Origin of the sequence: Photobacterium sp. DA100, assembly GCF_029223585.1 — a bacterium.
Classification (GTDB): Bacteria; Pseudomonadota; Gammaproteobacteria; order Enterobacterales; family Vibrionaceae; genus Photobacterium.
On sequence record NZ_CP119423.1, the window covers coordinates 2,178,581 to 2,204,588 of the forward strand.

General features: G+C 46.5%; 19 protein-coding genes and 1 pseudogene. 10 read left to right on the forward strand and 10 right to left on the reverse strand.

All coding sequences use genetic code 11. From position 1 onward, the window contains the following. Positions 1-122: 122 nt before the first annotated feature. Positions 123-779, reverse strand: a complete 657-nt coding sequence (locus PTW35_RS10125; protein ID WP_281024878.1) for a recombinase family protein — start codon at positions 777-779, stop codon at positions 123-125. Between the two features lie 454 nt (positions 780-1,233). After that, positions 1,234-3,072: a recombinase family protein gene (locus PTW35_RS10130; RefSeq protein ID WP_281024879.1), complete on the reverse strand. Its 1,839-nt coding sequence runs from the start codon at positions 3,070-3,072 to the stop codon at positions 1,234-1,236. A 682-nt stretch (positions 3,073-3,754) separates the two neighbouring features. Here PTW35_RS10130 and dcuC point away from each other — a divergent pair. From dcuC to PTW35_RS10145, 3 genes are all read left to right on the forward strand, one after another. Then, complete coding sequence (gene dcuC / locus PTW35_RS10135) at positions 3,755-5,119, forward strand: C4-dicarboxylate transporter DcuC (protein WP_281024880.1); 1,365 nt, start codon at positions 3,755-3,757, stop codon at positions 5,117-5,119. A 192-nt stretch (positions 5,120-5,311) separates the two neighbouring features. Next, positions 5,312-5,464 (forward strand): hypothetical protein, encoded by a 153-nt coding sequence (locus PTW35_RS10140; RefSeq protein ID WP_281024881.1) that lies wholly within the window; start codon positions 5,312-5,314, stop codon positions 5,462-5,464. 218 nt (positions 5,465-5,682) lie between these two features. After that, complete coding sequence (locus PTW35_RS10145) at positions 5,683-6,108, forward strand: universal stress protein (protein ID WP_281024882.1); 426 nt, start codon at positions 5,683-5,685, stop codon at positions 6,106-6,108. A 103-nt stretch (positions 6,109-6,211) separates the two neighbouring features. Here PTW35_RS10145 and tdh read toward each other — a convergent pair whose 3' ends face one another. Both tdh and PTW35_RS10155 read right to left on the reverse strand, forming a co-directional pair. Then, positions 6,212-7,243: an L-threonine 3-dehydrogenase gene (gene tdh, locus PTW35_RS10150; protein ID WP_281024883.1), complete on the reverse strand. Its 1,032-nt coding sequence runs from the start codon at positions 7,241-7,243 to the stop codon at positions 6,212-6,214. Between the two features lie 81 nt (positions 7,244-7,324). Continuing rightward, a complete protein-coding gene (locus tag PTW35_RS10155) occupies positions 7,325-8,518 on the reverse strand; it encodes a glycine C-acetyltransferase (RefSeq protein WP_281024884.1) in 1,194 nt (397 codons plus the stop codon). A gap of 214 nt (positions 8,519-8,732) precedes the next feature. Here PTW35_RS10155 and PTW35_RS10160 point away from each other — a divergent pair, with 214 nt between their 5' ends. The 3 genes from PTW35_RS10160 (at position 8,733) to malZ (ending at position 12,372) form a co-directional block, all read left to right on the forward strand. Further along, positions 8,733-9,656, forward strand: a complete 924-nt coding sequence (locus PTW35_RS10160) for a LysR family transcriptional regulator (protein ID WP_281024885.1) — start codon at positions 8,733-8,735, stop codon at positions 9,654-9,656. Between the two features lie 241 nt (positions 9,657-9,897). Continuing rightward, complete coding sequence (locus PTW35_RS10165; protein ID WP_281024886.1) at positions 9,898-10,362, forward strand: DUF4174 domain-containing protein; 465 nt, start codon at positions 9,898-9,900, stop codon at positions 10,360-10,362. 153 nt (positions 10,363-10,515) lie between these two features. Beyond that, on the forward strand, positions 10,516-12,372 hold the full coding sequence (malZ, locus tag PTW35_RS10170; protein WP_281024887.1) for a maltodextrin glucosidase: 1,857 nt from the start codon (positions 10,516-10,518) through the stop codon (positions 12,370-12,372). A gap of 48 nt (positions 12,373-12,420) precedes the next feature. On the opposite strand, the gene PTW35_RS10175 is transcribed toward malZ, so the two are convergent. Both PTW35_RS10175 and PTW35_RS10180 read right to left on the reverse strand, forming a co-directional pair. After that, positions 12,421-14,313 (reverse strand): ATP-binding protein, encoded by a 1,893-nt coding sequence (locus PTW35_RS10175; RefSeq protein WP_281024888.1) that lies wholly within the window; start codon positions 14,311-14,313, stop codon positions 12,421-12,423. A 16-nt stretch (positions 14,314-14,329) separates the two neighbouring features. Further along, positions 14,330-15,280 carry a rhodanese-like domain-containing protein gene (locus PTW35_RS10180; protein ID WP_281024889.1) on the reverse strand — a complete coding sequence of 317 codons (951 nt, stop codon included), beginning with the start codon at positions 15,278-15,280 and terminating at the stop codon, positions 14,330-14,332. Between the two features lie 296 nt (positions 15,281-15,576). Between PTW35_RS10180 and PTW35_RS10185 the strand changes: the two genes are divergently transcribed. Then, the gene (locus PTW35_RS10185; protein ID WP_281024890.1) at positions 15,577-17,016 is read left to right on the forward strand and encodes a glyceraldehyde-3-phosphate dehydrogenase; all 1,440 of its coding nucleotides are present in this window, start codon (positions 15,577-15,579) and stop codon (positions 17,014-17,016) included. 265 nt (positions 17,017-17,281) lie between these two features. Here the strand turns inward: PTW35_RS10185 and PTW35_RS10190 are convergent, their stop codons facing one another. Next, positions 17,282-17,893, reverse strand: a complete 612-nt coding sequence (locus tag PTW35_RS10190) for a CIA30 family protein (protein ID WP_281024891.1) — start codon at positions 17,891-17,893, stop codon at positions 17,282-17,284. Between the two features lie 128 nt (positions 17,894-18,021). Here PTW35_RS10190 and folX point away from each other — a divergent pair. After that, positions 18,022-18,087: pseudogene (gene folX / locus PTW35_RS10195) on the forward strand (dihydroneopterin triphosphate 2'-epimerase); the annotation flags it as partial. Positions 18,088-18,140: 53 nt separating this feature from the next. On the opposite strand, the gene ppsA reads toward folX, so the two are convergent. After that, a complete protein-coding gene (gene ppsA / locus PTW35_RS10200; RefSeq protein ID WP_281024892.1) occupies positions 18,141-20,507 on the reverse strand; it encodes a phosphoenolpyruvate synthase in 2,367 nt (788 codons plus the stop codon). Between the two features lie 742 nt (positions 20,508-21,249). On the opposite strand from ppsA, the gene PTW35_RS10205 reads away from it, so the two are divergent. Further along, the gene (locus tag PTW35_RS10205) at positions 21,250-22,083 is read left to right on the forward strand and encodes a pyruvate, water dikinase regulatory protein (RefSeq protein ID WP_281024893.1); all 834 of its coding nucleotides are present in this window, start codon (positions 21,250-21,252) and stop codon (positions 22,081-22,083) included. Between the two features lie 244 nt (positions 22,084-22,327). Next, the gene (locus PTW35_RS10210) at positions 22,328-23,008 is read left to right on the forward strand and encodes a hypothetical protein (RefSeq protein WP_281024894.1); all 681 of its coding nucleotides are present in this window, start codon (positions 22,328-22,330) and stop codon (positions 23,006-23,008) included. A 270-nt stretch (positions 23,009-23,278) separates the two neighbouring features. Here the strand turns inward: PTW35_RS10210 and fruA are convergent, their stop codons facing one another. After that, the gene (gene fruA / locus PTW35_RS10215) at positions 23,279-25,021 is read right to left on the reverse strand and encodes a PTS fructose transporter subunit IIBC (RefSeq protein WP_281024895.1); all 1,743 of its coding nucleotides are present in this window, start codon (positions 25,019-25,021) and stop codon (positions 23,279-23,281) included. A 21-nt stretch (positions 25,022-25,042) separates the two neighbouring features. Further along, entirely contained in the window at positions 25,043-26,008 is a 966-nt protein-coding gene (pfkB, locus tag PTW35_RS10220; protein WP_044623492.1) for a 1-phosphofructokinase, read from the reverse strand.

Genomic DNA, 26,008 nt, shown 5'->3' on the forward strand with positions numbered 1-26,008 from the left:
AATTTGATAGTAAAGATGGGCTATTAACTACAGTTCGGATAACTTTTTGTAGGGCAAGCAAACTTGTTCGAAAAAATGAAGGGGATTTACTCTAAACGATTTTGGGGCAAAACTGAGTTGCATCATGAACAGGTAATGAGGCAGCTCTTTGTATCTCGTATATAACGATAAAGCGTAGCAACCCCAATGCCGTTAGCCTTGGCAGCCTTCTCTTTTGATAACCCCTTCTCGATATCAGCCATTGCAGCCTGACACGCCTGTATGGTCTTCTGAGAGCGTTGCTTACCTCTGAACTTACCTTCAGCCTTTGCCTTTTCAATCCCTTCAGCCTGACGCCTACGACGATCCTCATAGTCCTTACGAGCAGACGTCGCTAAGATTTCAAGCAGAAGTGTATTCACATGCGACAAAATATCACCAACTAAACTTATAGAATGGCCTTGATTAAGAATCAGGTGTGAAGTCGGTAGATCAATACTAACGATGTTTAGTCCCGTGTCTTCTATAGTGCGTTTCAAGGCTTTCCAGTCATGAGCAGATAGTCGAGTTAAGCGGTCAATCTGTTCAACCACCAGCACATCACCTTTGTTACTATCAGCAATTAAACGATTCAGCTCTGGGCGATCTAACGTAGCTCCTGAGACGTTTTCTACGTAGTGCTCCACCTTACTAGCTGGTTTACAGAACCCTTCAAGAAACTCACTCACAGCAGTTTTACCACGAGTTGCATCTTGCTCAGTAGTAGAAGCTCGTAGGTATACACGTATTGTTGATGCCATCAGGCTACCCTTCAAATTATCATTTAAGTTAAACACCAAAAGCTATACGATAAAACCTATCATATATCTATGTCAACAGCTTATACGATAGTTATCTATCACTTAGCTATGATGCTATCGAGAGGGTATACCTATCTGATAGAGCTTTGATTTGATACAGGGAACTAAGAAAGATAGACGCTACAAGCTAAGTGCTCAGTGCGCTGTCATCTTCTCGAATACACTCTCCGATATTTTAAAATCTTAGCGGTATAAGCGCATCGGGGTTGCTACGTGCCAAACACCGAGACACTGAACCCACCGATATTTTCAAGGTGACGGTTCAACCTACACGAAAAAGGCAGGTCTGTTTTTGGAGGAAGTTAGGTTTACCGGATATTTTCAGAAGAGACTAAAAAGGCCACCTTTTATGGTGACCTTCTAAATTTGGGGGAAGTTGTAAAATCGTAAAGTCCTAGGGCTTCACACTATCAGCTACAGCATTGTCGATTGCCCGTAACGCATCAATCAATTCAGCATTGTCATCAGGAGATACTTTGACTTTCTCCCCACGACTCAGATCTAGTACATAGTAGTTGGTCTCAATTGACTCTCGTGGCTTCCACAATTCTACTTCTTCAGGAGTCCACCCACGAATGACATCAAGCGTAAACTTAGAAACCAAGTCTCCTTCAATCGTCCACTCATTCATGTGGTAACAATCGTTCTTTCGAGACCATTTAACGTACTCCCAAACCTTATCTTTGTAAGTGATCTTGTTACCATTCACCGATAAGTGGTAGCCAACCTTTCTCAATAGCTCGTTTAACAATTCAGGATCATCAAGCATCTCACTGCCTGTGATGAGTGCATCAGCGTAGGAGGTTTCAGCTGGGTTTCTAAGCTCTAGGAGTAAATCAGACTCTTTCCCTTGAAGCTCTTCCAGTTCAGCTTCCAACTTGTTAACGATCTTCTGTGTTCGTTTCGAGCCACTAGCAACAAGTTCGATGAGATTATCTATACGATCTTCGAGCTCCGTGATTTGACCTTTAACAACTGTTAGTTCTTGTTCAGCTTCCTGACTCTGTGAATTGTCTTGAATCTGCTGTACAGCCTCAGCAAACGTCTCATAACGGACATAGTCTAACACCTGTACAGGTATCGTTTTACCGTTCGTGCACTTATCCTTTCTCTTGTTAGCCACACTACACAGCATAGCGTCACGTGAATGCTTATTGGTCCTCATTGAGAAGTTACCGCCACAGCAACCACACTTAACAAGACCACACAAGAAATGCCCTGAGCGCGGTGATTGAGACTTACCATCTGCCCTTCTAGCCAGTTCTTCTTGTGTCTGGTAGAAGAGGTGCTCTTCTATCGCTGCTGGGTAAGCGTCAGGTATATCGTTCCAGTAGCCAATAGCTGTCTTGTTACGAAGCCAACGTTTGACTGTAGCGGGGTCTGTCGTTCCGAACTTATCAGGGTTTACTTCACGTAATCTTGCAAGGATTCTCCTTTCCCCAAGTCCTGACAAATACCATTTGAACACATCGTTCAGAAGTTGCTTATCTTCATCAGTGAGGAGGTCATAGCGTTCAGTTTCTTCATTCCAGGAAAGCCACCAAGGCGCTTTTCGTTTTACCCCTTTACCAGCCTCAGCTTCTTTACGTTTCTTCGCCCAAGCGGCACTTACACGCTCAGATAGTTGCTTCGAATGTTGGTGAGACATTTGGACTTTACCAGCCAGCAAGTAAAGCAGACCGCCATTAGTTGATATAGCGTCGGTACTGTACTCTTGCCCATCCTGTAGCGTAATGATCTTCACGTCATGTTTCAGGATACTGTGTAGCAGCGATATCATCTCTAGCTCAGGTAAACGCCCTAGCCTGTCCATAGCCTCTACAAGGATGTAATCACCTGCTTTGATGTGCCCGGCTTCGATAGCCTCTAGGAGCTTCCCTAGATCGTTCTCTAAATGTTTACCCTTGTAACCGGACAAACCTAAGTCTTGGTACTGAAGGCTGCTCAGTTCGACTTCTGGGTGTTTTTTAAGGTATTCGTTAATCAGTTTTTGCTGACGTTCTAGGGATGAACCCTTTTGTTGGATGGAAGAGCTAAAACGGATGTAGGGTATGGCGTGCGGCATGTCAGTTCCAATCTGAAAAGAGGCTAAAGTGATAGTATTGAACGATTTAGTTAATTGCAACAGCGCTGCTTTCATTGTGATATTAGCTGTTGAAATCAATGTACTGTTCCAATAATGATGTCTATCAAGCAATAAAAAAGCCGCCATTAAAGACGACTTTCTCACCATGTGGACGCAGTATAACAGCTTTTGTGAACTTCATCACGGGTTGATTTTCCAGACAATGGACATGGCTAGTTATCCCGCCATTTCAAAATCAAAGGTATACCTCGCAGAGCCACCAGAGCACAGAAACCAATTGAATATTAACCTTTATATTTTGGGTTATAATTGGCACAACAAAAGTTTGTAATAAAAGCGTTCATCGCGTAAAAATTAATAACAATACAAAAATAAAACACACACAAGAAACATTAAATATAATATTTTTATTTTATATTATCTTCATTCCATCAAAGTCATTTACTGACGTTTCATTGTTAATTTAAAGACATCTTTTGTTACAGACATCAATATGACCTAGGTCTCAACATACATAGAGCTTCCATTATTTAAATACCTCTTTTCAGTAAGATTATGTCAGGCATTCATTAAATCGATTTCGAAACATTGAAATCAGTTTGCTTATTTCCACTACGGTAGCGTCAATCACATCTTCGTTTTTGCAGTTAAGCCTGATGTCAGATGCCGTAAGGAAATCACGGATCTACATGTTGCAGGAGCAACACTTGATACAGGGATGTTAAATAGATTCAAGCTTGTTGGTGATATTAATTTATTAAGCTTTATATACACAAAACCATAATTAGCCATCAACATACTTTACTATTAATACTATGTGAGATTAAAGATGTTCGTCCCATTGCTATCGCTACCTATCATTATTGGTGCGGGTTATTTGATTGTTAAAAAATACAATACTCAAGCCGCGCTGTTTGCAGCTGGCCTACTAATGACCCTGATCGGCGTTGCTGCCGGCAATACCGATTTTCTGCCTTCTGGTACCAATTCATCTGGTGCCATTGTTTTCGACTTTTTCCTTGTTATTAAGGCACTTTCTTCATCCACGGTTGCCAACCTTGGTTTGATCATTATGAGTGTGGCTGGTTTCTCTAGCTACATGAACCATATCGGTGCTGCCAATGCCATGGTACAGGTTTCAACTAAACCGCTATCATTGATAAAGAGCCCATACGTCGTACTTGCTCTGACTTACGTACTTGGCCAGATCATCAACATCTTCATTCCTTCTGCTGTTGGCCTGGCCATGTTGCTGCTTGTTGCTATGTATCCAGTACTTGTGCGAATCGGCTGTACCCCAGCATCTACTGCGGCGGTATTGGCAACCACAGCGTGCTTGGACCTTGGTCCAGCTTCAGGTAACTCGCTAAAAGCAGCGGAAGTTATCGGCATCGATGCCGCCACTTATTTCGTTAACCACCAGATCGTTGTGGCACCCGTGGTCATGGCTGTCATCGCCGTGCTTCATTTCTTCTGTCAGCGCTGGTTCGACAAGAAAGATGCGGAAAACGGTGTGACCCATGAACTGAAAGAAGTCGAGCAAGACACCGTCGACGCGCCGAAATGGTTTGCTATTCTTCCTATCCTACCGCTATTGATGCTGCTAACATTCAGTAACTTCGCTATCTCGTGGATTAAAGTCGATGTCGTTACCGCAATGTTCACCAGCTTGTTCATCGCGATGGTATGTGACTTCATCGTTAACCGTGACGGTAAACAAGTTGCCGCGTCACTGAAAGTATTTCTCGATGGGATGGGCAAAGCATTCGCCAGCGTCGTATCGCTAATCATCGCAGCCCAAACCTTCGTAGTTGGTTTGAGCACCATTGGTTTCATCAGCATGCTGCTAGGCGCGACATCCACTGCCGGTCTGGGCTACCTACCGATGATTATCGTTATGGTGAGCATCATTGGCGCAACAGCCCTACTGTCAGGCTCGGGCAACGCACCATTCTTCAGCTTCTCTGATCTGGCGCCGCAAATTGCCTCTACACTTGGCGTTTCCACGGCCGCATTTGCTCTGCCAATGCAGCTGTCTTCAGGCATCTTCCGTTCGTTCTCACCGGTTGCCGGTGTAGTCATCGCTTGTGCCGGTGTTGCTGGTATCTCGCCGATTGAGCTGGTAAAACGCACCGCCATTCCAATGATGGGCGGCTTGGTTGCCCTCGTTGCAATGAGTGCTATGCTGGGCTAAGCCTCCGCTCCATACCATCTAACTACTAATACACGGGCCTTTTGGCCCGTTTGTTTTCACCTGTGCTCACTCTCTGTTCTCTCCCCCTCCCGCTCACACCAAGTTAAGACAGGCTGAACCCCCATTAATTTTTATTTAGTTTAACTTAACCAATAGTAGCGTTATGCTGTGTTCATCGCTCAGGAGGTGGCTATGCATGAATTAGACGAATATTGCGAGAAAATTGAATTCAAACTCAGTCAAGCCGATGCAAAAGCGTTGGGACTAAATCAGCATTCTGACCATTCAAAACCCCCTATCGCAACCATCTTGATCTTTGCCTTATTAGTCATTTTCTTTTGTTGAGGTACAAATGGAAGAACAAGTCATTAAACGCCTAACGGTGCTGTGGTCATCTTACTTTGTAGGTTTACTGACAATTTATATGGGTATTTTAATCTATATTGCATGAACTTAGCTATTAACCAAAACATCAATAAATTATTTTACTTCTACTGCGTCTTAGGAGTTATTGCTTTCGTACTCTGGATTTAAGTATTTCTAAACAGGATATGGAGTTCATCATGAGTTATCAAAATATTATGCTAGCATTGGACTTTGACGACAATACCGATGCTATATTGCGGAAAACCGAGACTATTGCACAGGCTTATCCGCACGCCAAGCTCAATATTATTCATGTCAATATGGATTTTGAGGATTACGACTTTGGCATCATGAATATCGATCTCACCGACTACGAAAAAAAAGAACGTAGCGCCTCAATTCAAGCCATGAAAGAACAGCTCCAAAACATGGAGGTGGCTGTCGATAAGTACCTGGTTTGCTGCGGTGTGGTTGAAAACGAAATTCGCCACAGCATCAAAGAGCACAATATTGATCTTTTGATCATGGGGCATCACAAAACCAATGCACTAACTCAAATCTTTTCTGAAGCTGCCGCACTTGTCCGCAATATGCCATGTGATCTGCTACTGGTGAAAATTTAGTGTGCCATACCAGTTCTCTTGTGGGTCGCGAACAGGCCGTCACTAAATAGCTAAATATAAAAAAACGGGCTCGAGAGCCCGTTTTTCTTTTATCCGGTCGGGATTATTCCCAATCCAAGATAACCTTGCCTGACATTCCAGAGCGCATAATATCGAAGCCTTGCTGGAAATCATCAATCTTGTAGTGGTGCGTGATGATAGGCGTTAGGTCCAGACCAGACTGGATCAAGCTCGCCATCTTGTACCAGGTTTCAAACATTTCACGACCGTAGATACCCTTGATGATCAGCCCTTTGAAGATCACCTGGTTCCAGTCGATACCCATGTCTGATGGTGGAATACCCAGCAGGGCAATCTTACCACCGTGGTTCATGCAGGTTAGCATGCTGTTGAATGCTGATGGGACCCCAGACATTTCTAGGCCAACATCGAAGCCTTCCGTCATGCCTAGTTCAGACATAACATCTTCCAGTTTCTCTTCAGCCACGTTCACGGCACGGGTAACACCCATTTTACGAGCAAGATCTAGACGGTATTCGTTAACGTCAGTGATCACAACGTGGCGTGCACCTACGTGCTTAGCAACAGCTGCCGCCATGATACCGATTGGGCCAGCGCCGGTGATCAGGACATCTTCACCGACAAGGTCGAAAGACAACGCAGTGTGAACAGCGTTACCGAACGGGTCAAAGATAGATGCTAGGTCATCAGAGATACCTTCAGGGATCTTGAATGCATTGAATGCAGGGATCACTAGGTATTCAGCAAAGGCACCTTCACGGTTTACACCAACACCTGTGGTATTACGGCAAAGGTGAGTACGACCGCCACGGCAGTTACGGCAGTGACCACAAGTAATATGGCCTTCACCCGATACGCGGTCACCAATCTCAAAGCCACGGACTTCCTGGCCGATGCCTACAACTTCACCCACATACTCGTGACCGACAACCATAGGTACAGGGATTGTCTTTTGTGACCACTCATCCCAGTTGTAGATGTGTACGTCTGTACCACAGATAGCCGTTTTCTTGATGCGGATAAGCAGATCGTTATGGCCAAGCTCAGGCTTGTCCACTTCGGTCATCCAAATACCTTCTTCAGGCTTTAGTTTAGAAAGTGCTTTGATTTTCATTATTTGTTCCTACTGCAGGGTAGAATTGCAAGGGCTGATACATTGCCAGCCCTTAGCCCTTGAACTATTGGGAAGATGAGCTTAAATAATGCCCATGTCCTTGCCCACTTCGATGAAGGCATCGATCGCTTTGTCTAGCTGCTCCGGTGTGTGAGCCGCTGACATTTGGGTACGGATACGTGCTTGGCCTTTCGGGACAACAGGGAAAGAGAAGCCAATGACATAGATGCCCTTCGCTAGCGCACGTTCAGCAAACTCAGCCGCCACTTTCGCATCACCCAGCATGATTGGGATAATCGCGTGATCCGCACCGCCCATTGTAAAGCCTGCTGCTTCCATACGGGTACGGAAGTGCTCTGCGTTTGACCATAGGCGGTCGCGCAGGTCGCCGCTTTCTTTAAGCAGGTCAATAACACGGATAGACGCGTTAACGATAGCCGGGGCAACAGAGTTAGAGAATAGGTATGGACGCGAGCGCTGACGTAGCCAGTCGATCACTTCTTTCTTACCTGATGTGTAGCCGCCGGAAGCGCCACCCATTGCTTTACCTAGGGTACCGGTGATGATGTCGATACGGTCAACTACATCATGGAACTCGTGTGTACCGGCACCGGTTTTACCCATGAAGCCGACAGCGTGAGAGTCATCAACCATCACGAGTGCATTGTACTTATCAGCAAGGTCGCAGATTGCTGGCAGGTTAGCAACCACACCGTCCATTGAGAATACACCGTCAGTCACGATAAGCTTGTGACGAGCACCGGCTTCATCTGCAGCAATCAGCTGCTGCTCAAGCTCTTCCATGTTGTTGTTCGAGTAACGGAAGCGCATTGCTTTACATAGGCGAACACCGTCAATGATAGAAGCGTGATTCAATGCATCAGAGATGATTGCATCTTCTTTGTCTAGAATAGTTTCGAAAAGACCCGCGTTTGCATCAAAGCATGAAGTGTAAAGAATCGTGTCTTCTTTACCCAAGAATTCAGATAGTTTCTGCTCTAGTTCTTTGTGGATGTCTTGCGTACCACAGATAAAGCGAACAGATGCCATACCGAAGCCGTGTTTTTCCATACCTTCTTGACCTGCTTTGATCAATTCAGGGTGGTTGGCAAGGCCTAGGTAGTTGTTGGCACAGAAGTTAAGAACTTCTTCGCCCGAACTAATTTTAACAGCAGCTTGTTGCTGAGAAGTAATTACACGCTCAGATTTGTATAGACCCTCAGCTTTTACTTCTTCTATTTGCTGTTTGATTTGATCATAGAATGCGGCAGACATGATGTTCCTCACAATAATATCGTTTACCAGTCACCACCGATTGACAACTGGCACAAATATGCGTGCAAAACGCCTATTTGAGCAATATTTCCATTTATAGATTAGGTGATTTACCTGCAATTATTGCAATTTCACAGGATCTTTGAACTTTAGCCATTCTAATCAAAGAGCAATCAGACTATTATCCCCTCTCGTGGAAAAGGTCTCGTGAATTATGGACACAAATAAACTAATTGCCTTAATGCCTGAACTGGCAGTCTTTAAAATTGTGGTTGATGAAGGCAGTTTTACCGCTGCAGCCAGAAAGCTCGGCGTTACGCCTTCAGCGTTGAGTAAACAACTTTCCCGATTGGAACAGACCCTCTCGACCAAGCTGCTTGAACGGACCACCCGTAAGCTGGTTATCACCCAGTCAGGTAAAGGCATTTACGATCAATGCTGCGCACTGTTAGAAGCAACCAAGCAAGTGGTCGAGTACACGAGCTCTGAGCACGAAACCCCTTCCGGCTCAGTGACGGTGGCTGCTCCGAAAGCATTCTTAAGTATCGTTTTGCAACCGATGGTCCTGCCCTTCTTGACCCAGTATCCTGATATTGAGCTCAAACTTAAAGCTCGAGACGGTGATATAGACCTGATCTCCGAAGGTATAGATATTGTTTTCCGCCTAACGGAAAAGCCAACCGAGGGCTTGGTGTTAAAACAACTCGGCAAGGTTAGCCTTAGCTTGTGTGCCAGCCCGGATTATCTTGCGCTGCGAGGTACCCCCACCCACCCGACCGAATTGGTGAACCACGACTGCCTTTACCTAGGCGAGACAACCACCGATCATATCTGGGATTTCGTCAAAGACGGCGAGATGCATACCGTTGCGGTATCAGGCCGCTATGCGGTGAACCATTCGCAGATGCGCTTGCGCGGTGTCATGGATGGCTTGGGGATCGGTATTTTCCCAGACTTTGTCATTAAGAAAGCCCTTGCTGAAGGCGAAGTGAAACCGGTGCTGGAAAATTGGACCATCAAAGGCAACTACCAAGGGGACATCGCGCTGCAGTTTGCCCAAACCAAGTTCATGCCAGCCCGACTGCGCGTCTTTATCGACTATGTTGCCGAGCACATGGCAAAGTACACCGTCTCCTAGCCTTTTCCCGCTTGCCTCTAAAAACAGTACGCTCCCTGGCAGACATCACTCAAGGGAGCGCCTATCTCGCTCTCCGCAAATGCCCCTCAACGCTTGGTATATACTAAAAGCACAACAATGAGACAATATTCGCACCTTTGATCCAATCCGACATGAATGTCGTTAGTTATTGGCAGCAGCGCTGAAATTTACAGAGCGCCATCACCGGCTTTCCCCTGTACCATTTGGAAGGAAGACGACAATGAGCAAGCTGTTAACGAACCGATTTGCAAAAATGCTAGTTGCGATGATTCTGATTGGCTTTAGTGTATCCGCCCTCTCCTACCCAATGGATTCAATGCACTGGAACCACCGCAGCATCCTCTATTTCGCCCCTGAAAAAGATCAGCATGTTAAGACTTTCATCAAGGAGTCCCTCATGCATGACTGCATGTTGCAAGAGCGGGATATTGTCGTAGTGGTCATGACCAAAGACGGCTTCAACAAACCTGCCGATATTTTTAGCCCTGAGGATATAGTCCGACTGGAAAAGCTCTACAATATTTCCCGCAATTCACACACCGCAATATTGATCGGTAAAGACGGGCTTGAGAAACACCGCTGGAGTGAGCCAACCAACTGGCAGCACATCACTCAGCTAGTCGACAGCATGCCAATGCGCAAAAAAGAGATTGCCTACTCGCCAAACAGCCGGTGTTCGATATAACAGATATCTGCACAGTTAATCTCCGCGGCCGCAGGCCGCTCCAGTTTTCTCTACGCCCCCGCCTACGCCCGATTTTTTTGAATCAGGAGGATTCATTTTTGTTCCAAAACCATTATGGTAGGGGGAACATCGACTTCTGAGGGCGGGATAACAATGATGACTAAGCCTTTTTTTTACCACGGACAGGACAAACAGTGGGTATCGGTTTCGGACCATTCCTTGGACCTGACGCTTGTTAGTGAAGCAGACACACTCATTTCCACTATCTTCATTCGCTGCGAGCCTGACAATGAAGAAATGCTCATTGATATGGAAAAGGGGAAAACTGACGGCAAACTCCAGTACTGGCACGGCCAAATTCCGTTAAATCAAGACAAGCCGTTAACTCATTACTGCTTCAAAGTGATGCAGAACAGCCGCCAGTGGTGGCTGGACAGTAAAGGGATAGGCCCTCGGATGCCTGGCAGGGAGTCACATTTCAAATACAACGCCCAGCACCAGCCACCAAAGTGGGTCAAGAGCCAGGTGTTCTACCAAATTTTCCCTGACCGATTTAACAATGGTGACCCATCCATCAGCGTGGTCGATAATGAATACTGCCTCAAGGGCGATGAACGGCCAACAATTGCCAAAAAGTGGGGCGAGCCGGTCTCAGACTCACACGACAGCAATGGGCCGAATGAATTTTTCGGCGGCGATCTAAAGGGCATCGAAGATAAGCTCGACTACCTGCAGGCGCTGGGGATCACCGCACTGTATCTCAACCCTATCTTCGAGGCGCCAAGTAACCACAAGTACGATACGACTGACTATACCCGTATCGACCCCCACCTCGGGACCAATGAGCAGTTTGGCCATATGGTCAATAATCTTCATGGTCGCGACATGAAGATTGTGCTGGATGCCGTGTATAACCACACCTCGGTCAACCACCCATGGTTTAACCGTTACCAAAAGCCGCAGGAAACCGCAGGCGCATTCGGCAACCCTGACTCACCTTACCGCGATTATTATCAATTCGACGGTGATAGCAACAGCTACGTTGGCTGGAAAGGGATTGAGACCCTGCCAAAGCTCAACTTCTCTAACCCAGAGGTCCAGAACTATATCTATGCTGGAGAAGATGCCGTTATCAAACAGTGGCTTCGCCCACCATACAATATCGACGGCTGGCGGTTTGATGTTATCCATATGCTAGGTGAAGGCGTCGGTGCCGCCAACAACGCCCATTATGTGAAAGCATTCCGTCAGGCCGCCAAGTCGGTCAACCCTGACTGCTATGTCTTGGGTGAGCACTTCTTCGAGGCCACCAGCTGGCTAGAAGGCGATCAGGAAGACGGGGCCATGAACTATTACGGCTTTGCCCACCCTGTGCGCGCCTTCTTTGCCAATAAAGATATTGCCTACCATAACTGTCAGATCGATGCGGCCGAGTTTGCCGCTTGGCTGGAAGAGGTGCGCGGTAAAGTGCCATGGCATAACCAACTGGCCCAGCTGAACCAACTTGACAGCCACGATACCATGCGTTTCCTGACAACTTTGGATGGTGATCAAGAAACCATGAAGTTGGCCCTGCTGATGCTGTTCACCTATATCGGTACCCCATGTATTTATTACGGTACTGAAGTAGCGTTAGAAGGAGGCCATGATCCAGATAACCGCCGCTGTTTTCCGTGGGAGCGCACTGAACACCCTAACCCAACCTATGATTTCGTCAGCAAGCTGATCGACGTACGTAAACACTACCTTGCCCTTCAGGAAGGCAGCCTGCAGTGGCTCCATGCTGAGCAGCAGCAGTTGGCCTACGCGCGCACTCTCGAAGGTGAAACCGTGATCACATTGATCAACAACAGCCACTCTTCCAAGGCACTGACCTTGCCGATTTGGCAATTAGGCGCAACTCCTAATGCCGTATTGAAAGAATTGCTGACTGGGGATGAGTGGGAGTGCAAGGACGGCATTCTTAGCATTACACTGGCCGGAAAAGAGGGGCTGCTATTGACCCTATAGCAATCCAGCTTCCGTCCGTGCGATAAGCCTCGATTGGAGGCTTATCGCCTAGCTGACTGAATTGGTATTGAGTATGGTTAACAGAGTACTGAAGAGGTTAATTTTAATTATGGGTTTGGCTAAATACGCATCCATACCCACATCGAAACACTGCTGTTTTTCACTTTCCATAACATTCGCTGTCAGGGCGATAATTGGGATCTGGCTACCATTGGGCAGGCGCCGAATCTTCTGCGTCGCTTCCAACCCTCCCATCTCTGGCATTTGGCAATCCATCAATACAACATCTGGTTGAGTGCTTTTCATATAATCAACAGCTTGAAGACCATTATCGACAATATCGATGTTGGTTAATCCCATCGACTTTAAAAAGGCAATTACCAATTGCTGGTTAATATGGCTATCTTCAGCGATTAGAATACGGGTATTGGCAAATTGAGATAAGTCGCAATCCAAGCACTCGTTAAGCTGTAACGGATTATTTTCTGGAACTGCCTGCGCTTTTTTCACCGTCAGACGAAACGAAAACTCAGTCCCTTTGCCTTCTTGGCTGATCACCCCCAACTGGGTACCCATCAATTCACATAACTGTTTTGAAATCGTCAGCCCAAGGCCTGTCCCCCCGTAGCGCCTTGAAATCGAACCATCGGCTTGCGTATAGGATTCAAATATACTGTCAATTTTATCTGCCGATATACCGATACCACTATCGGAAACCCGAATGCATAACTCAGCTTCGAGCTCTTTTTCCTGCAATAGGTCTACCGATACATTAACAAAGCCTTTGGCCGTGAATTTAACCGCATTCCCCAATAAATTAGTCAGAACCTGGCGCAGATGCTGCTCATCACCATGGAAATAGCAACGCTTTTCAGGTGGCAGGCTAATATTCACCTCAAGATTTTTAGCCCTCGCTTCTGAGTGAACCGTTTTCACGCATGAATTAATTAGACGCCACATATTGAAATCATTTTCTGTGACTTTCACTTTTCCGCTTTCAAGTTTTGAGTAGTTCAAAATCTCATTGATAAGAACCAACAAAGACAAAGCGGATTCTTTGATGTATTCAACCTGCTGGGTCGATTCATGATCTAGGTTCTTTTGCTGCAGACACTGTATGAAACCTATGATGCCGTTCATTGGCGTTCTGATTTCATGGCTCATATTGGCCATAAATTCTGTCTTCACTTTCACAGCCCGATCTAGTTGCTCGGTTTTCGTTTTCAACGTTTGGTTAAGCTCTATGAGTTTCTTGTTTCTAAAAAACAACTTGGCATCTGAAGCTTGAATTTTTCGCGCCAAGCACCCAACTTCGGTATCTGACTCCATAAATTCATCCAAGCTGACCTGGCCTTTACCCACCAACGAAAGCTGTTCAGTAATGGCATAAATAGGTTTTGTTACTCGGGTATAGACGTAATACAACATGAAGCACAACATCAAAATAAATGGCAGCGCAAGTTGTATTAGGGCAAACAACAAATCTTTTACGGTATATTCGCTTCTATAGTAAACCTCATATTGCGCAATTACTTTGCCATCAAATAGAATCTCATTGACGATGTTAAAGTGAAAGCCTGAACTGAGGTTACCCACAGGCTTGAAGCCAATATACGAGAAACTATTTTTTGCCCGGCTCTGATAGGCATGGAGCAATTTTCCCTCCAGATCAAAGATATTGACGGCAGAGATTTCTTCATAATTTGCAAAGAATCGGTTCAATTCTACTGAGCCTTCTAAATCCGTACTCAAAAAAACATCAATTACCAAAGGCGAAGAGATATTCATGAGCATTTCCACATCTTTTGTCACACGGTTGACATTCTGTTTATAGGTAAACAGCAGCGAAAAAAAGATAGAAGCCAGCATTATCAAGCCGATCACCGTAAAAAGTCGCCGGGCCAATACACCTTTCGTGAACATTGCCACCTGTGATGTCATTCGCTCGCCTAACATCCTATTGGCCCTTTTCCTGCTCTACCGGCAATTTTTTCATCGACCAGTCGATCCAGGAGCCGTCATATAAAGCAACATCGAAACCTGCTCTTTTCAGTACATAAAAGCTCAATGTTGAGTTTTTTCCTAAGTTGCAATAGGTAATATATTTTTTATTTCGCTCTAACTGACTGATGACAGGTGTAAGCTCCCTATTACTTTTTAATACTGGCTGTCCCGACTTTTCACTGATCAACGCAGATACCGGAAAATGCAAAGAGGATGGTATTCTGCCATAAGTGCTACTCATCGATTTATTACCCCGATATTCATCCAATGACCTAGCATCCAAGATCGTGTAGTTTTTTGAGTAAGTCGCCAGTTTGACCAAGGTGGTACTGGCATAAACCGATGCATCAAAATTAGGTGCAAAGTGGCTGGACGCGACCTTCGATTCCTGACGTTCACTTGGCTGGGCCTTAATCCATGAGTTATAGCCGGACTCAAAAACAGTCACGTCATCATGCCCATACAGGGTTAGAATCCAATACAGGCGAGCCGCACTTATGAGGTCGCCATCATCGTATAAAATAACGCGCTTTTCTCTTTCGAGGCCTTTCTCTCTTAACAAGGACGTAATTTGCGTCCGCCCTTTGATATACAGCGCTTTGTCTTTGCTGTAGTAAGCTTGTTCGAATGGAAAACTGATGGCACCGGGTATATGACCGGCGTCATAATCGGCCTTACTGCGACTGTCGTAAATGATCAGGTCATTACGGCCTAACTGACTGGCAAGTTGCTCAACCGTCATCGCAGAGACGGTTAAAGGTAATATGAGTAATGTGACTATCAACGCGAGGAAAGGCATTTTCATGATTACTCCAAGTTTATCTGGCAAACACTCTATCAATTGCTTTGCAAGCAAAAAAAGCACCAAGTCACCAGGCTTATAACTTATTGTTTTATAGACCATATTTATCTCACCGCCAGCAACAGAGCGAAACTATCCATTTTGAGAGTCAAATTGCTAATAGCATTTGTTAACGTTCAAAAATAAGTAACGGCATTTTTTATGGGCTACAAAACCGTGGCAGCAAAAAACTTGCGTTACATCACTGTTTCAGCATGCTCCAGATCACATTTACAACTCGTTAATTTTACTAGGATAAAAACCACGCAAACGTTAAACTCTCCGCCATAAAATTCATAACAAAAATATTACAAACCGCTCTGCGGTCTCTTCCCTAACGTGAAAGGTCCTAACTAACGATGAGTCCAGAAAAATACCTTCTAGACTGGCAAACAAGCCAAACCAATGCTGAATCTATTTCCCCGCTGCTGGGTCAGCTGTACCGACAAAAAGGCGTCGAAGTCCTGATGTTCGGCAAGCAAATCGTAAATACATCAGTTATCGATATCGTTAAATCCCACCGTCTTTCCCGCCGCTACACCGGCTCTGAATTGTCACCATCCCAGACATTGCCACTAATCCAAACATTGGCAACGCTCGATCTCTCGCCTTGCCGAGTCGATATTGGCCAACTGGCACACAGCTACTGGTCTAACAATGAAGATGAAGGCAATATCAGCGATTTCCTGCAGACCGCACTGCAAGAATCACTTAACAGCACCCAGTCTGTAGAAACACGTGATGTTGTGCTGTACGGCTTTGGTCGTATCGGTCGTCTGCTAGCCCGACTGCTCGTAGAAAAAAGTGGTCAAGGTTACCCGCTTCGCCTCAAAGCCATTGTGGTTCGTGGCGGCAAAGATGGCGACTTGGAAAAACGAGCCAGCCTGCTTCGCCGTGACTCGGTACACGGCCCATTCAATGGCAGCATTACCGTCGATGAAAACCGCAAGGCGATCATCGTCAACGGTAACTACATCCAAGTGATTTATGCCAATAGCCCAGCCGACGTCGATTACACTGCCTATGGTATTCATAACGCGCTAGTTGTTGATAACACGGGGATGTGGCGCGATCGTGAAGGGCTAAGCAAACACCTGGACTGCAACGGGTCCGAAAAGGTCTTGCTTACCGCGCCGGGCAAAGGCGACCTGAAAAATGTGGTGTTCGGCGTCAATGAGTCGGCAATTCAAGAAGATGATACCATCATCTCCGCAGCAAGCTGCACCACCAACGCCATTACCCCTATTCTCAAAGCAATCAACGACAAATACGGCATTGATTCAGGTCATATCGAAACGGTCCACTCATTTACCAATGATCAGAACCTGATTGATAACTTCCACAACGGAGAGCGTCGTGGCCGTTCTGCATCGCTGAACATGGTACTCACCTCTACCGGTGCGGCCAAAGCTGTTGCCAAGGCGCTACCTGAGCTTTCAGGCAAGCTCACCGGCAATGCGATACGTGTACCTACTCCTAACGTGTCAATGGCAGTTGCCAACCTGAACCTAAACAGCGTTGCAGCCAAAGACGAATTGAATGCCTACCTACGTGATATGGCATTGAACTCGCCGCTTTCAGGCCAAATTGACTACACCGAATCAACCGAAATCGTCTCCAGCGACATCGTTGGTTCACGCCATGCCGGCGTGGTCGACGGAGCGGCAACTATTGCCCAGGACAAACGCTGCGTGCTTTATATCTGGTACGACAACGAGTTCGGCTACAGCTGCCAGGTTGTCCACTGTATGGAGCAGATGATGGGCGTACGCTACAAGACTTACCCTGAAGTGAAATAGGTTCCCCCAAACAGCTCAAGCTACTACCTATATAAACCGCAATAGCTTGGGCTTATTTCCCTTCAACTACTAAAACAATAAAAAAATACCCAAACTACCGGTTTGGGTATTCTTCCTAGCAATTTTGCCGCCGCGTTTCCTGGCGGCTTTCTTTTTTACTAAGCAGACTCACCACCTCAACATCAGTATTCACTGCACAATGTTACTGTTGTCTATATGTGGTTTCTATATGTACAGTGAAGCAATACATTAATAATTCGTTTGCTCATTCGGTTTCCTGCGAGGTTTTAAATTTAAGCTGTATTAGATTTAACGCAAAGGGGCCAGGCTGCTTATCGGCAATCAACACCCCGACTTGTTTTATATCCCGCGCAGTAAGTACAGGAGCCCCATCGATTAGCCGTCCTCTAAACACTGCTTGAAAATCACTCAGCTCAAACACGTGCTTTTGGCGTTGCCCTTCTATGGTCGAAAAATCGTGCTTGTAGGTTATTCGATTGCCATTTTTCCATGTCGCAAGCCTCAATTGGTAGAGGCGTCCATCACCAATAAACACCAGCTCGACTTGATCCACATCGGCAGACAGTGATTCTAGAGGTCGGCTGATCGAACTAAAGCCGCCATTGTTGGCCAGTGACAACTCCCCCCAAAATCGACTCGACTGTCCATCAAAAGTAAGCTGACCTTGAGAAATGCCTCCCATCACGTTGTCGTTGGTTACTTGCCACTGCTGATGTTCGCTGGGTCGTGTTAGATCGATCATAATAGTCCCTGATGCAAAGACTGAATTTGAGAATGTGATGGCTGCAAACAGAAAAAACCAGAGTGAGGTTGTCCATTTAAAAAAGGGATTAAAGTGAATGAACAAACAAACCATGCCGACACCCTATCACTCTACGCATTGACTATCGCATTCAGACTAGGTAATTATTTCGCCGAGGGCAAATACAAAGCTTGCTTTGAATACATTAATGATCGTCTTCGAACTTACTTGCGTTTTAGTGAGACATAGTTATCAATGCTGAAATCCATTACCCCGCTAACAATCTATGCCTGAGCGATGATGTTGAGAGATAGAAAAAAGCTCGCCTTATCAGCGAGCTTTTCACCAATGAAGCAATACCTTATGATTGCTTACCCAGATGCAACCAAGTCTCGACCACGGTATCCGGATTCAGTGACACCGAATCGATCCCCTGCTCCATGAGCCATTGGGCTAAGTCATCATGATCGGATGGCCCCTGGCCGCAGATCCCTACGTATTTTCCGGCGTTATTCGCAGCTTTAATCGCCATGGCCAACATGGCCTTGACCGCAGCGTTACGCTCGTCAAACATGTGGGCAATTTCACCGGAGTCCCTGTCCAACCCCAGCGTCAGCTGAGTCATGTCGTTAGAGCCGATAGAGAAGCCGTCAAAGTACTTGAGGAAATCATCAGCCAGAATCGCGTTGGAAGGCAGCTCGCACATCATGATCACTTTCAGGCCATTCTCGCCGCGACGAAGGTCGAACTTCGCCAGCAAATCAATCACAGAAGCCGCTTCGCTTACCGTACGGACGAACGGGATCATAATTTCGACATTCTTCAGCCCCATGGTTTCACGAACGCGTTTGATTGCCTCGCATTCAAGAGCAAAACAATCTTGGAACTGCTCGGAAACATAACGTGAGGCTCCGCGGAAACCGATCATCGGGTTTTCTTCTGTCGGTTCGAAATTCACACCGCCAACTAAATTGCGGTATTCGTTCGACTTAAAGTCTGACATGCGCACAATAACGCGTTTTGGCCAGAATGCCGCAGCAAGCGTTGAAATCCCTTCTGTTAGCTTCTGGATGTAGAACTCAACCGGATCAGGATAACCGATGATGCGCTGATCAATCTCAGCTTTCAGCTCTTCGGATTGCTGGTCGTAATTAAGCAAAGCTTTCGGGTGGATACCGATCATCTTGTTGATGATAAACTCCAGCCTTGCCAAACCTACACCTTCGTTCGGAATACAGGCAAAGTCGAACGCCCTATCAGGGTTACCGACATTCATCATTACTTTAAGCGGCAACTCAGGAAGATCATCGACAGCAGAGCGGCGTACTTCAAAGTCCAGCTCTCCCTCGTAGATGTAGCCCGTCTCCCCTTGAGCACAAGATACGGTGACGCGCTGACCGGTTCGCAACAACTCCGTCGCATTGCCACAGCCGACTACCGCCGGAATGCCAAGCTCGCGGGCAATAATGGCTGCGTGGCAAGTACGGCCACCACGATTGGTCACAATCGCCGCCGCTTTTTTCATTACCGGCTCCCAGTCAGGGTCAGTCATATCTGCCACCAGCACATCACCGGCTTGGACCTGATCCATCTGAGACAAATCGGAGACGACACGCACCTCGCCGCTACCAATACGTTGGCCAATCGCTCGCCCTTCAGTCAGGGCATGACCTGTCCCATTGAGGTGGAAGCGCTCCATGACATTGGCATCATCGCGCGAGCGCACGGTTTCGGGACGGGCCTGGACAATCAGTAGTTCCCCTGTGATCCCGTCTTTGGCCCACTCGATATCCATTGGTCGCCCATAGTGCTGTTCGATGATCAGCGCTTGCTTGGCCAATGATTCAATTTCTTGGTCAGTTAAGGAGAACTGGTTTTGCTCTTGTTGGGTGGTATCGAGAATCTCAACCTGCTTACCCAGTGAAGTATCCTCGGTATAGACCATCTTTAGCAGTTTAGAGCCGATAGTTCGACGAACAACGGCAGGGTTACCCGCCTGCAGGGTTGGTTTATGAACGTAGAATTCATCAGGGTTGACGGCCCCCTGTACGACCATCTCTCCAAGGCCCCAGGATGAAGTGATGAATACCACTTGGTCAAAACCTGACTCGGTATCCAAAGTAAACATGACACCTGAAGAGGCTTTGTCTGAGCGCACCATACGCTGGATACCCGCAGATAGCGCAACACCTTTGTGGTCAAACCCTTGGTGGACACGGTATGAGATTGCACGGTCATTGAACAGCGATGCAAAAACGTGTTTGACCGCTTCGATTACCGCATCGATCCCACGGACATTGAGGAAGGTTTCTTGTTGGCCTGCAAAGGAGGCATCAGGTAGGTCTTCTGCTGTTGCTGACGAGCGGACAGCCACAGAAAGCATCTCGTCACCTTGGGCAAGCTCATGGTAGCTCTCGCGAATATCCTGCTCGAGATCCAGCGGAAGCGGTGCCTCTAGAACCCAATTACGGATAGTCTCGCCAGCTTGCTGCAAGGCATTTACATCTTCAACATCCAGCTCGTCAAGCAGCTGATAGATCCGCTCATTGAGCGAATTGGCTTCCAGGAACTGATTAAAGGCATAAGAGGTGGTGGCATAGCCATTGGGAACTTTCACTCCCGCATTCGCCAAATTCGCCACCATCTCGCCAAGAGATGCATTCTTACCACCGACCTTATCAACATCGTTCATTGACAAAGCATCGTACCAGACAACATTCTGTTGCACGGCAATTCTCCTTATTGGATTCAACAGTTTAAAGCAGGCAACCCATAAGTAAACGTTTGCCTTTCGCTGCAAAAAAAAGCAAAAAATGTCAATTTTCAGAGCAAAAAGTCAATCATCTCTCCTTAAGCGCACTTCATCATCGAAGCACAGTTACCCTGTAAGGTATTGTTATAAATTTAATTGCTAAAATTCTGTCAAATCTTTTCCATTTTCAATCACTTGAAAACGTATATCTATATGCGATACAGCTGGATATACACACATACATAGACATTTTCATATACATTCCTGTACATCCTAGCGGCCTTGCTATGCCTTAGTAGCACCGAAATGTCTGTATTCAGTTTTCCATCTCTCATCAAAATTATCTAGCAAGTTATCAAAAAAATTTGAAGCGCATCAGGTTTTTGATCTGGCTCAACTTTGGTAGGGGATCGCAGCACTACCGCACAACAATAGTATTTATTCTTTATTATCATTAACTTAATTTTGAACTTTTTGACAAAGCCACTGTAAAACTGACGACATCGTACCTCATAGCAGATTAAACAAATATTGAGCAACCTAGCCAAAGAACGCATTCTCGGCCAAAGATGTAAAATCCTCTAAAAGACGGTGTAAAAAAAACAAAGCCAGGGTTGCACAAAAGTGTGATGCAAAATCTGGAAACTTGCCTTTCAGGTGATTATATTGGGTGCAGCCATGCTTCTGGCTAAAAATAATTTCAAGGATTAAAATTTTTATGCAATCCAAACCCAATTTTCGTGATGTGTTCTTCGTTTCTGACGGTACCGCCATTACATCTGAAACCCTAGGCCACGCCGTCCTGGGACAATTTGATATCACGACGCGCCAAACGACCCTTCCCTTTGTTGAAAGCATTGAACGTGCCAATAGTGTGAAGCAACAGATCAATCAAGCTTACGAGAAAACAGGGACAGAGCCGTTGGTGTTCTATTCCATCGTATTGCCGGAAGTAAAGGCGGTGATCGAGCAAAGTAGCGCCCATTTTTACGATGTGCTCAATGCCCTGGTGGCGCCACTGAGTGAAGATCTTCAAATGGCACCGCAACCCCAGCTGCAGCGCTCCCACAGCATTGCCAAGGATGCTGCTAGCTACCAAGACCGTATTGCGGCCATCGAATACACCCTTGCCCATGACGATGGCGTCTCTCTCAACAACCTTGACCAGGCCGATATTATTTTGCTTGGCGTCTCTCGCTGCGGCAAAACTCCAACCTGCCTCTATCTTGCAATGCAATTTGGCATTCGGGCGGTCAACTACCCTTTCATTGCCGAGGACATGAGTAAGCTGCGCCTTCCTAAAGCGATTGAACCCTTCCGTTACAAAACCTATGGACTGACTATCGACACCGAGCGGCTGGTTGAGATCCGCCATGAACGCTATGCCAACAGCCATTACGCCAGTGTCGACCAATGTGAGAGCGAACTGGGTAAAGTTGAAGCCATGTTCCGCCGCGAAGCCATTCCTTACCTCAACACCAGTCGCCTATCAGTGGAAGAAATAGCCACTCGACTGCTGGATATTAGCGGCTTGAAACGGCGGATGTGCTGAGCCAAAGCACCCCATTGTCTCACAGTCTTTTTATCGGCGAGTATTCTGTTTTTTACTACTCGCCTTCGTTCTTAAGGATGTTTATCACTATCTCACCGCAAAATCTCAATATTGAGAGCTAAAAATCACCATATATTCAATCACTTATTAATTTCTTATTTTTCTCCCTATTATTCATCAAAAAATTATCAATTCTTGAAATATGCTTATCCTGAGCTTCAAAAAATAATAACGAGGTTCCAAGATGATTAGGGTTGCGCTTACAGCATTATCAACATTTTTATTATTTGCTTGCGGTGGTGGTTCATCGAGCGATTCATCCGAACCTACCGGTGTCACTATGGATGAGATCAGCGTTAGAACTCTGGGGATAGATCTAGTTAATATATCGGGTATGTCAGCAGATTTTTATGTAAAAGAGTCTAATGGCGCTAGTTCGTTATTCGATGAAGACAACAAAGTATTTTCAGTAACTAACTTTAGTTCTTATTATCATTCTATTAGCTGGACATCTGCGACACCAATGAAGGTTGATATTGGTACGCAAGATACCAACAGCCAGACTGCCCATGCCTTACAAGAAGATATAACAATGAATAATAAGGAAAAATTGTGGGCGATAGCGTGGAGTGATGAAGGCGCGTTAACATTGTCGACTAATATTCAAAACCCATCTCCGGTCGAGGATAAATATCGGTTGAGAATATTTACAATAGAAGATGTGACAATAACTGTCAATTCATCCGCGTTTTCAGTTACTAACCTATCAAAGGGTAATTTCTCCAATCAGATATTACTCGATAACTGTAATAAAGAACTTATTTTAGGCGCTAACCAAATAAATGTCTGTGATTTGGAAATCGGTAAATCTTATTTATTGATTGTTAATGGGGAAGATGTGCTGTTAGCAGCAGAAGAAAAATAAAAAATATAAATTATAAATTATAAATTATAACTATAACTTAGGGTAAATAATAAAATAATAAATAGCGCTTTTATTCATTCGCAGGGAATGTCTACATAATACATACGTCTGTCGTAACAGAGATAATATAATAACATTCTTTCATGGAAAGATAACTCTGTTAACCTTTTGAGGTTTTGGGGCAAACGCAAACATACCGTAGGCAGCGGTGGCATAAGCCCCGGCAAATTTGCCGGGGCTTTCTTTATTGGATGAACAAGTGATTAACTGTTATTTCGCTTCAGCGACAGCCATCTGCTCCTCATCAGATTTCTTGAGGAATGCGTAAGTCACACCAGTCACAACCGTACCGGCCGCAATCGCCACAAGGTACATCAGTACAGGGGTAATCGCATTCGGGATAAACAGGACAAACAAACCACCGTGAGGAGCCATTAGTTTAGCGCCGAACAGCATAGACAGGGCACCTGTTAGCGCACCACCGGCCATACAGCTTGGGATAACTCGCATTGGGTCGCGCGCTGCAAACGGAATAGCACCTTCTGAGATGAAGCACAAACCTAGTACGAAAGAGGCTTTGCCCGCTTCTGCTTCATTGGCATTGAACTTACGTTTCGCCAAGAATGTGGCCAAGCCCATACCTAGCGCCGGCACCATACCAGCAGCCATTACAGCAGCCATTGGCGCATAAGTCTGGGACGCAAGCAGGCCTACACCGAAGGTGTATGCGGCCTTGTTGACCGGGCCACCCAAATCGAAACACATCATACAGCCGAGGATAATACCCAGTAAGACGGCATTTGCAGATCCCATGTTGTTCAGGAAGTCAGTAAGGCTAGTCATTGCCGCTGATACCGGGCCGCCCACCACATAAATCATGATAAGGCCAGTTACCAAACTTGATAGCAAAGGAATGATCAAGATGGGCTTCAACGCTTCCATAGACTGAGGCAGCTTAACGTGGTCAGCAACAAGCTTGGCACTGTAGCCCGCAAGGAAACCTGCAACGATACCACCAAGGAAACCAGCCCCGGTAGAACTTGCCAACATACCACCAATCAAACCCGGAGCCAGGCCCGGACGGTCAGCGATTGAAAATGCAATAAAACCAGCCAGTACCGGCACCATTAGGGCAAATGCCGAGCCACCACCGATAGTCATCAGTGCCGCGGCCAACGTCCCTTCTTGTTCAAACGCCGTAATACCGAACACAAATGACAACGCAATCGAAAGACCACCCGCAACAACCAGTGGCAACATGTGGGATACACCTGTCATCAAGTGCTTATAGGCACCTGTTTTTTCTTGCTTAGCTTCACCTGTAGCTGCAGAGCCCGCTTGGTGTTGATAAGGGGTTGCCGTGGCAAACGCTTTCTCAAACTCTTGCGTTGTCTTCTTCAGTGCAGCTCCCGTGCTGGTTTTGTACAGTTTCTTGCCAGCAAAGCGAGAAAGATCCACTTCGATATCCGCAGCAATGATAACCAAGTCAGCGGCAGCAATTTCTTCCGCCGTTAGCTGGTTCTTCGCTCCCACTGAGCCTCGGGTCTCAACTTTGATCTGATGGCCCTGGCGCTTACCTTCTTCCTCCAAGGCCTCGGCCGCCATGAAGGTGTGTGCAACACCGGTTGGACATGCCGTAATCGCAACAATTTTCTTGCTGGCAGATTCGCCTGCCGCATCTGCAACGACAGCCGTAACGTCTGTAAGTACCGTCGCTTGGCTAATTGCTTGAGAAAGAGCGGCTTTCGGATCAGCCAGTACATCTTCAATAGCGATTTGGCATAGCTTCTTACCCTTGAAGCGTGTCGTATCTACTGCGGTGTTCGCTGCAACAACGATACAGTCAGCCTCATCAATGACACTCTGGCTTAACGCTTTCACCGGTACTACTGATGACTGACACTCAACGGCCGCCGTCCATTTGAGCTCTGCTGCTGCCTTTTCAATCAAGCCAGCTGCAATAATGCTATTTGCAATACCACTCGGGCATGCTGTTATAACTGCAATTTTCATTTCAACACCCTCTGATCCGAATCAGCTTTTCACGTTATTTACTTGGACATTTTCTTTTACTTTCAGCACCTGGTTGATATCTTCAACGCCTACGCCTACCTGGCTGACTGCCAATGCAGACAATGCTGTGGCAAAGCCCAATGTCTCTTCTTTATCCCACTGGTTTAGCTGTCCCCAGCACAAACCAGCAACCAATGTATCCCCTGCACCTACGGTGCTTACCACATTCATCTTAGGCGGCTGGGAACGCAGCCAACCTTCGCTGTTGAGCCACATTACGCCTTCGGCTCCCAGCGACACCACCACATTGGCGATCCCCTTGGCTGACAGCTGCTCGGCCGTTTCCAACATAGCCTGCTCTGAACCAAGTTCACGGCCCGCCCAATCGGCAAGCTCTTCATCGTTGGGTTTAACCAGCCATGGCGATGCCTCCAGGCCAGCCGATAATGCGGCTTTGCTGCTGTCAAAGAACACCTGCTTGCCGTTATCGTGCAGCCACTGGATCCAAGCCGCGCATTGCTCTGGTGCAATACCGCGTGGCAGGCTTCCCGCGATGACAAACACGTCATGGCTTTCAGCCAAGTTTTTCAATGTTGTGTCGAAGGCCTTGAGGTCCTCTTCACCAACCTCTACACCTGGGAAGTTGAAGTCACTGACTCGGCCATTTTGCTCGACCAGCTTAACGTTGATACGGCTGGCACCTTTTACCCGTACAAAGGCATCTTTGGCTCCCAACTCGTCAAACAGCTGGCAAAACGGTTCTTGGTTATCGGCACCAAGCAGGCCGGTGACGGTAACATCAGCCCCGAGCTCGGCCAGTACCTTGGCCACATTCACCCCTTTACCGGCTGGGTGTAATGACCCGGCATTGACAAGGTTCACCGAGCCAGGACTCAGGGCATCGAGGCTACCGGTCAGATCCAGCGCCGGATTCAACGTTACCGTGACAACTTTCAGCGCGCGGCTAATCGCTTGAGATTGCGTCAT

Excerpts from the sequence above, each read along its gene's own strand:
- PTW35_RS10125 (WP_281024878.1), bottom strand. The coding sequence starts at position 779 with ATGGCATCAACAATACGTGTATACCTACGAGCTTCTACTACTGAGCAA.
- PTW35_RS10130 (WP_281024879.1), bottom strand. The coding sequence starts at position 3,072 with ATGGTGAGAAAGTCGTCTTTAATGGCGGCTTTTTTATTGCTTGATAGA.
- dcuC (WP_281024880.1), top strand. The coding sequence starts at position 3,755 with ATGTTCGTCCCATTGCTATCGCTACCTATCATTATTGGTGCGGGTTAT.
- PTW35_RS10140 (WP_281024881.1), top strand. The coding sequence starts at position 5,312 with ATGCATGAATTAGACGAATATTGCGAGAAAATTGAATTCAAACTCAGT.
- PTW35_RS10145 (WP_281024882.1), top strand. The coding sequence starts at position 5,683 with ATGAGTTATCAAAATATTATGCTAGCATTGGACTTTGACGACAATACC.
- tdh (WP_281024883.1), bottom strand. The coding sequence starts at position 7,243 with ATGAAAATCAAAGCACTTTCTAAACTAAAGCCTGAAGAAGGTATTTGG.
- PTW35_RS10155 (WP_281024884.1), bottom strand. The coding sequence starts at position 8,518 with ATGTCTGCCGCATTCTATGATCAAATCAAACAGCAAATAGAAGAAGTA.
- PTW35_RS10160 (WP_281024885.1), top strand. The coding sequence starts at position 8,733 with ATGGACACAAATAAACTAATTGCCTTAATGCCTGAACTGGCAGTCTTT.
- PTW35_RS10165 (WP_281024886.1), top strand. The coding sequence starts at position 9,898 with ATGAGCAAGCTGTTAACGAACCGATTTGCAAAAATGCTAGTTGCGATG.
- malZ (WP_281024887.1), top strand. The coding sequence starts at position 10,516 with ATGATGACTAAGCCTTTTTTTTACCACGGACAGGACAAACAGTGGGTA.
- PTW35_RS10175 (WP_281024888.1), bottom strand. The coding sequence starts at position 14,313 with ATGACATCACAGGTGGCAATGTTCACGAAAGGTGTATTGGCCCGGCGA.
- PTW35_RS10180 (WP_281024889.1), bottom strand. The coding sequence starts at position 15,280 with ATGGTCTATAAAACAATAAGTTATAAGCCTGGTGACTTGGTGCTTTTT.
- PTW35_RS10185 (WP_281024890.1), top strand. The coding sequence starts at position 15,577 with ATGAGTCCAGAAAAATACCTTCTAGACTGGCAAACAAGCCAAACCAAT.
- PTW35_RS10190 (WP_281024891.1), bottom strand. The coding sequence starts at position 17,893 with ATGGTTTGTTTGTTCATTCACTTTAATCCCTTTTTTAAATGGACAACC.
- PTW35_RS10205 (WP_281024893.1), top strand. The coding sequence starts at position 21,250 with ATGCAATCCAAACCCAATTTTCGTGATGTGTTCTTCGTTTCTGACGGT.
- PTW35_RS10210 (WP_281024894.1), top strand. The coding sequence starts at position 22,328 with ATGATTAGGGTTGCGCTTACAGCATTATCAACATTTTTATTATTTGCT.
- fruA (WP_281024895.1), bottom strand. The coding sequence starts at position 25,021 with ATGAAAATTGCAGTTATAACAGCATGCCCGAGTGGTATTGCAAATAGC.
- pfkB (WP_044623492.1), bottom strand. The coding sequence starts at position 26,008 with ATGACGCAATCTCAAGCGATTAGCCGCGCGCTGAAAGTTGTCACGGTA.